The organism is Methylomonas sp. BG-2, from assembly GCF_057766305.1.
In genome coordinates this window covers 1-5,678 of record NZ_JBYMAP010000247.1, presented here as the reverse complement: position 1 = coordinate 5,678, position 5,678 = coordinate 1, and the positions used below count along the sequence as shown (strand labels likewise).

Annotated in this window: 11 protein-coding genes; all 11 read left to right on the top strand. The window is 60.3% G+C overall.

Features of this window, described 5'->3' with window-relative positions; translation table 11 throughout:
- A partial coding sequence (locus AC3B8H_RS17785; protein ID WP_488442884.1) for a hypothetical protein occupies positions 1–283 on the top strand: 283 nt, incomplete at its 5' end.
- Between the two features lie 39 nt (positions 284–322).
- Complete coding sequence (locus tag AC3B8H_RS17780; protein WP_488442883.1) at positions 323–1,954, top strand: transposase family protein; 1,632 nt, start codon at positions 323–325, stop codon at positions 1,952–1,954.
- A 9-nt stretch (positions 1,955–1,963) separates the two neighbouring features.
- Complete coding sequence (locus AC3B8H_RS17775; protein ID WP_488442882.1) at positions 1,964–2,287, top strand: integrase core domain-containing protein; 324 nt, start codon at positions 1,964–1,966, stop codon at positions 2,285–2,287.
- Positions 2,284–2,502: a Mu transposase C-terminal domain-containing protein gene (locus AC3B8H_RS17770; RefSeq protein WP_488442881.1), complete on the top strand. Its 219-nt coding sequence runs from the start codon at positions 2,284–2,286 to the stop codon at positions 2,500–2,502. The genes AC3B8H_RS17775 and AC3B8H_RS17770 overlap by 4 nt, the downstream gene beginning before the upstream one ends.
- A complete protein-coding gene (locus AC3B8H_RS17765) occupies positions 2,499–3,437 on the top strand; it encodes an AAA family ATPase (RefSeq protein ID WP_488442880.1) in 939 nt (312 codons plus the stop codon). Before AC3B8H_RS17770 ends, AC3B8H_RS17765 begins: the two co-directional genes overlap by 4 nt.
- Positions 3,438–3,445: 8 nt before the next feature.
- On the top strand, positions 3,446–3,862 hold the full coding sequence (locus tag AC3B8H_RS17760) for a hypothetical protein (RefSeq protein ID WP_488442879.1): 417 nt from the start codon (positions 3,446–3,448) through the stop codon (positions 3,860–3,862).
- Positions 3,862–4,053 carry a hypothetical protein gene (locus AC3B8H_RS17755; protein WP_488442878.1) on the top strand — a complete coding sequence of 64 codons (192 nt, stop codon included), beginning with the start codon at positions 3,862–3,864 and terminating at the stop codon, positions 4,051–4,053. The genes AC3B8H_RS17760 and AC3B8H_RS17755 overlap by 1 nt, the downstream gene beginning before the upstream one ends.
- A 6-nt stretch (positions 4,054–4,059) precedes the next feature.
- A complete protein-coding gene (locus tag AC3B8H_RS17750; protein WP_488442877.1) occupies positions 4,060–4,215 on the top strand; it encodes a hypothetical protein in 156 nt (51 codons plus the stop codon).
- A gap of 13 nt (positions 4,216–4,228) precedes the next feature.
- A complete protein-coding gene (locus AC3B8H_RS17745; protein WP_488442876.1) occupies positions 4,229–4,471 on the top strand; it encodes a hypothetical protein in 243 nt (80 codons plus the stop codon).
- Positions 4,468–5,022: a hypothetical protein gene (locus tag AC3B8H_RS17740; RefSeq protein ID WP_488442875.1), complete on the top strand. Its 555-nt coding sequence runs from the start codon at positions 4,468–4,470 to the stop codon at positions 5,020–5,022. The genes AC3B8H_RS17745 and AC3B8H_RS17740 overlap by 4 nt, the downstream gene beginning before the upstream one ends.
- 81 nt (positions 5,023–5,103) lie before the next feature.
- Positions 5,104–5,613 carry a host-nuclease inhibitor Gam family protein gene (locus AC3B8H_RS17735; protein ID WP_488442874.1) on the top strand — a complete coding sequence of 170 codons (510 nt, stop codon included), beginning with the start codon at positions 5,104–5,106 and terminating at the stop codon, positions 5,611–5,613.
- The last annotated feature ends 65 nt before the right edge of the window (positions 5,614–5,678 follow it).

The window sequence follows — 5,678 nt, the reverse complement described above, 5'->3', positions numbered from 1 at the left end:
TGAAAACGCCGAAAAAGACCTGCGCATCGAACAGATTTGGATAACCGCCAATGTCATTGCCGCCCGAGCCGCATCTCTGGTCAATGAATTGCGTACGTCCAGTCCTGTTGACCTGCCGGATACGATTACCAGCAAGCACATGCTGACGGACGAGGAGGCTCAACGCTGGCTGTTGGACTACGACATGCTGCAATCAAAAGATGCGGCCGCCAAGGCATTGCGCGAACAGAAACGCATTGATGCCAATGGACGCCGCCCAGGACGCCCGAAAAAGGACAAGTAGAGGGCATGCATCATGGCAACCAACCCACTCGTACACAGGATGGCCGATAACAGCCTCGCCGTGCGCCCCACTGCCCAGGTCATCGCGCTACGCCAGCGCGACCCTTGGAAAGAGGCCAACGACAGCCAGCGCGCGGTCGCCACGGCGCGGTTCGATATCGTCAACACCATTCTGGATATGGAGAGCAACGGCTTTAGCGCCAACAAAGCCATTGAAACCCTTTTGGCAAAAGCGGAAACCGGCGCGCTGCATGCCTACCTACAAAACGCGATGAAGACCGCCGCCAAAGCTAACCGCGCCGCGCCGACCCGCAGCGTGTTGTTCGAATGGTTGAAGGTGGTCAAAGCCGGCGGCGGTAGAGTCGATCTGTTGGAGCAACACAAGGGTCGCGTCGTCACCGAACAACCGGCCTGGTGGGGGCCTGCGCTGGAGTATTACAACCAGCCCAGCCAGCCGGAAATGTCCGTCGTCTGGCGGCAACTGGCGGAAGTAGACGGTTTCGCCTGCACCTACGACCAAGTGCGGCATTACCTGGGCAGCGTGCCGGCCATGCTCGGCCGCCACAGCCCGGCGCGCATCGGCCGCAAGCTGTATCGCTTGACCGAGAAGGCCTACATCCGCCGCTGCACCGAGCGCGCCTTGCCGGGCGACGTGTACGTGGCCGACGGTTACATGGCCGATATCTACCTGGTCAACCCCATCGACGGCAAGTTTCCCTGGCGGCCGGAATTGACGGTGGCGATGGACCTGCGCAGCCGTTATCCGGTCGGCTGGCGGGCTGACGAGCACGAAGGCACCACGGCGGTTCAGAATTTGTGGGCGGAAACCTTCGCCCGCTGGAACCACGTACCCCTGTTCCTCTACGTCGATAACGGTTCCGGCCATAAGAACAAACTCATGTCCGACGACATGACCGGCTTTTATGCCCGCCACAACATCGAAGTGATTCATGCCATACCGGGCAACCCGCACGGCAAGGGCTGGATAGAGCGCTTCTTTGTGGAAGTGAAGCGAGACTTCCTGAAAGCCTGGCGCCCGGCGTTTTACTGCGGCGACGACATGTGCGACGAGGCCCGCGCCGAAACCATCAAGGCCGTCAAGGCCGGCCAGTTACAGGCACCCACCTTGATGGAGTTCGCCGACGCCTTTAACGCCTGGATTGCCCGTTACGTGCAACGCCAGCACCCGGAGAACAAGCACGTCAGCCGCGCCCAGGTGTGGGGCGAGTTGTCGCCGCTGCCGCCGCATGCCGACTTGCTGGAAATGAAACGCCAAGCGGTAGTGCTGACCGTCAAGCGGGCCAGCATCACCCACAACAAGCGCCAATACGGCCATCCGGACCTGCACGCCTACAACCACATGCCGGTAGTGCTGGAGTACGACCTGATGGACAACCGCGTCGCCGTCATCCGCACTCAGGACGGTCGCTGGATCTGCGACGCGCATTTGATCAACAGCGTAGATGCCGTGGACAAGAGCCGGTTGGAAGAGCGCCGCGACAAGCGGGTGGAAGACCAGCGCAAACGCTTGCAGCGCAAGGTGGACGAACTCAACGCCCGCGCCGGCCTGGTGATCGACGCCGACGCCGTCGCCAGCGAGGCGCAAACCCTGTTGGACCAAACCCCGGCGCTGCCGGAAACCATTGAGATTGATCTTTTTAACTTTGAGTGAGGTAACCCCATGAGCGCAAGCACCATTATCGACGCGTTTCGCGTTGAACCACAGCTGGAGCACCAACTGGCAACCAAGTGCCTTTGGATTGTCATCACAATGAATGTCGATAACGACGAACTTGTGGCGCTGGATTTTGAAAACGCCTTTGCCGAATGTTTGCGCACCGCTCCAGGTAAGCCAAGGCATAAAAGCAAGATCGAACGCTTCACGGGCAAGCTAGATCGAGAGTTTCTGGCGATCACCCAGGTTACCAATCTCGTCGATTTCTACCACGACTTCGACGACTACATCGACACCCTCCGCGATGCCGAAGGCCGGGTGTTCCTATGAGCCGCTCTGTAGACCTCTATGCGCGGCGCGTGAGGCGCGCGCAAATCGTGTTCGAGGCCATCACGTATTACGCGGCCGACCTGTCGCAGAAGGACGGCCGTTACGTCCTGGTGGGTTTGGCTGCGGATGGCCGGCTGGCTGTCCACGATGGCGACGGTCGGTTTTTTTGCCATGCGGACCGCTTATCGACAGCAGCGGCGGAGGTAGCGCGATGAGCAGCTACCCACAACACTACACGCCGGACGATATCGGCTTGATCGAACAGATCAAAGCCTGGCTGGCCGAGCGCGACTACAAACAAGCCGCGCTGGCCAGGCTGGCCCGGGTCTCGGCCAGCACGCTGAGCCAAATCCTGGGCGGCAGTTATGCCACCAGCCCCAGCAAGATGCTGGTCAACGTCGCGAATGCCATGAAACATGCCGACGACACCGCCAGCGACACCGTGGCGCCGGTCGAGACCAGCGTGTTCCGCCTGGCCTTGACCGCCTGCCAAATGGCCCGTCGCTACCGCAACTTTGCGGTGCTGTCCGCCTTCGTCGGCACCGGCAAGACCTTTGCCGTCAAGCATTACCAACGCACCACGCCCAACACCTACCTGATCGAAGCCACGCCGACCATGACAGTGCAAAGCCTGATCAAGCTGTTGGCCCGCACCGTGGCCGGCTACGAGGGCAAAGGCAGCATCGACGACAAGTTTCGCGCCACGGTCGATAGCCTGGCCAACACCGACAGCCTGTTGATTGTGGATGAAGCCGACACGCTAACACCGCACGTGCTGCATACCCTGCGCCGGCTGCGGGACCTCGCCAACATCGGCATCGTGCTGGCCGGCACCGAGCACCTGACCGGCCTGATCCGCCCGGCCCATGGCCAATTCGACCAAATACGCAGCCGAACCGGCTTCTGGCCGGAGACCGTCAAAGGCATCACCGCCGACGATGCCGCCGCATTAACCCAAGCCGCGTTTGGCGACGAGGACGTATCCGACGAGGTGGTCAAGCGCTTGTATGCCTACAGCAAGGGATCGGCGCGGATGCTGATAGAGGGCTTGATCGCCGCCATCACCCAATTCCGCAACGGTCGCGACCTGAACGTGGCGCTCGTGGATGCGGTGGCCAAACAGGCGTTGTGCCTGCAATCGGTAGCGTAGGGGGTCTTATGAGCGTCGTCACTATTAACCCGCCAAAACTAAAACGCGATTGGAAGGGTTGCCGAATACGGCTAACACGAGATGCCGCCAACGCGTACTGGCTGGTAAAGGCCGGCACCCTTGGCACTATCACTCACCAAAGCCCAAAAGGAAGCGAAGTTACATTCGATTCCTGCCCATGTTGCTGCATGCACGCCGTGATTTCTCGTTTGCCGCCTGCCGCATTGGAGTTCGTAGAAGAACAGTCGCAAGAACCGCCATCACACACCTACGCCGAACGGTATCACTACCTGCGCCAGCGCCCGCTGGACGCAATTGAGGCCGGTGGAGTTTTTGCGGGCATGACGCCTGAAAACATCGTGTTGAACGGCAAGGACCTGGATTTCGAAATCGATTGTGCGATAGCAAACGAGGATGACCACTGATGGCTATCTTCCTAATCAAAATCCGCGACACCGAACACGGTGTGGAAATCGAAGGCACAGAAATCACTAACCCCGGCGAGCGTAACGCGCCGTCGGCGGTGATCGGCGAAGCGATGATCGCCAACGCCGAGCGCTATCTACAAGAGCACGGCCGGCATATCTCGCTGGCCGAGACGGTGACCCGCCATTGAGGCCCCATGAACAACCTTCTCGCTCAACGATTCTTGCGCGGCGAATTCGCCGGCAAAACCAAGCGCCAGACCCACCAGTTCAAGCGGCTGGTGGCCCGGCAATGCCACAAACCGCACCACCGGTTGCGCGGCCGCGTGCAGTCCGACTGGGCTTTCGACTAAATAGGAGCACGCCATGCCATTGGTTAATCACATCCTCGAACAACGCCGGCGCCGCCGGCAAATCGAACGCGACCAACGCCTGTCCGGGCACGACCGTATCATCGACGACCTGCTCGGCGAAGAAGACCACCTACGCCACCAGCTCACCGATACCCGCTGGCTGGCCGCGATCGGCTGGGCCGCGTTCTTGTATCTAGCGTATTGCCAATGGTCGGCGCCGATCATGGTCGTCGCCGGTTTGGAGTGCCGCTTGTGAGTAACAGCTGCGTCATTCCGTGCCCGTACTGCGGCAAGGACGTCGATATCGTTCAAGCGCTGGAAGTGGCGGCCGGCAACGAATTGACCGGTTTGCTCAACGGCCTGCCGATCAGCCTGGTCGGTGCACTGTTGCGCTACCTGGAGTTGTTCAAGCCAGTCAAACAGGAACTGCGCTGGAGCCGCCGCCTGGCCTTGACCAAGGAACTGGTGCCGCTGATCAAGGACGCGCAGATCAAGCGCAACGGCATCGTTTACTCCGCGCCGGCGGCGATTTGGGAAGCGGAAATGATGAAGCTGGTCGTCAACCGCCCGGAAACCCTGGTACTGCCGCTGAAAGGCAACGGCTATTTGCTGAGCATGATCGCCGGCCGCGGCGAGCGGGCAGCGGCGCAGCTGGAGCAAAACAAAATCGAGCAACAACGCAACCGTAGCAATGTCGGCGGCGCGCCGGTATCGGTCGCAAGTCTCGCCGCCCAGGCGCAAACCAAAACCAAATCCAAGCCGCCGGCCAATTGGAAAGGCGGCGTTGCGCCAAACGACACCTCGTAGGGTGGGCACGGTTTTTGTGCCCACCGATATCGATTAAACCCGCGTGGGCATTGCATGCCCACCCTACTCACAGGAGCCAACATGGCCAAAAAACACAAAGCCCCGGCAGCGTCCTACGTCTGCCAAGACAAAGACCAAACCATGGCCGCGATTCGCCTGCTGGGCGATACCCAACGCGAACTGACCCGCATCGAAACTGAGCTGAACGACGAAATCGCCGCGATTACCGACAGCCGCAAGGGCCAAATCGAAGCACTGAAAACCCGCATCGATAGCCTGGTGACCGGCATTCAAACTTGGTGCGAAGCCAACCGGGCCGAGCTATGCAAGGACGGCGGCAAGACTGCGAATTTGATTACCGGCGAAGTCAGCTGGCGCCAGCGCCCGCCCAGCGTCGGCGTGCGGTCTGTAGATAAGGTGCTGGAAACGCTGCGCAACTTAGGCCTATCTCGCTTTATCCGCACCAAGGACGAACTGAACAAGGAAGCGGTATTGGCCGACCCCAAAGCCGTGCAAGGCATCGCCGGCATCACCATTAACTCCGGCATTGAAGACTTCGCGGTAGTGCCGTTCGAACGGGAGGTGGCGTGATGTTGCCTACCACGCAGGAACGGATTGCCGAGTTGCGTAAACGCGCCCAGCGCCTACGCGAATGC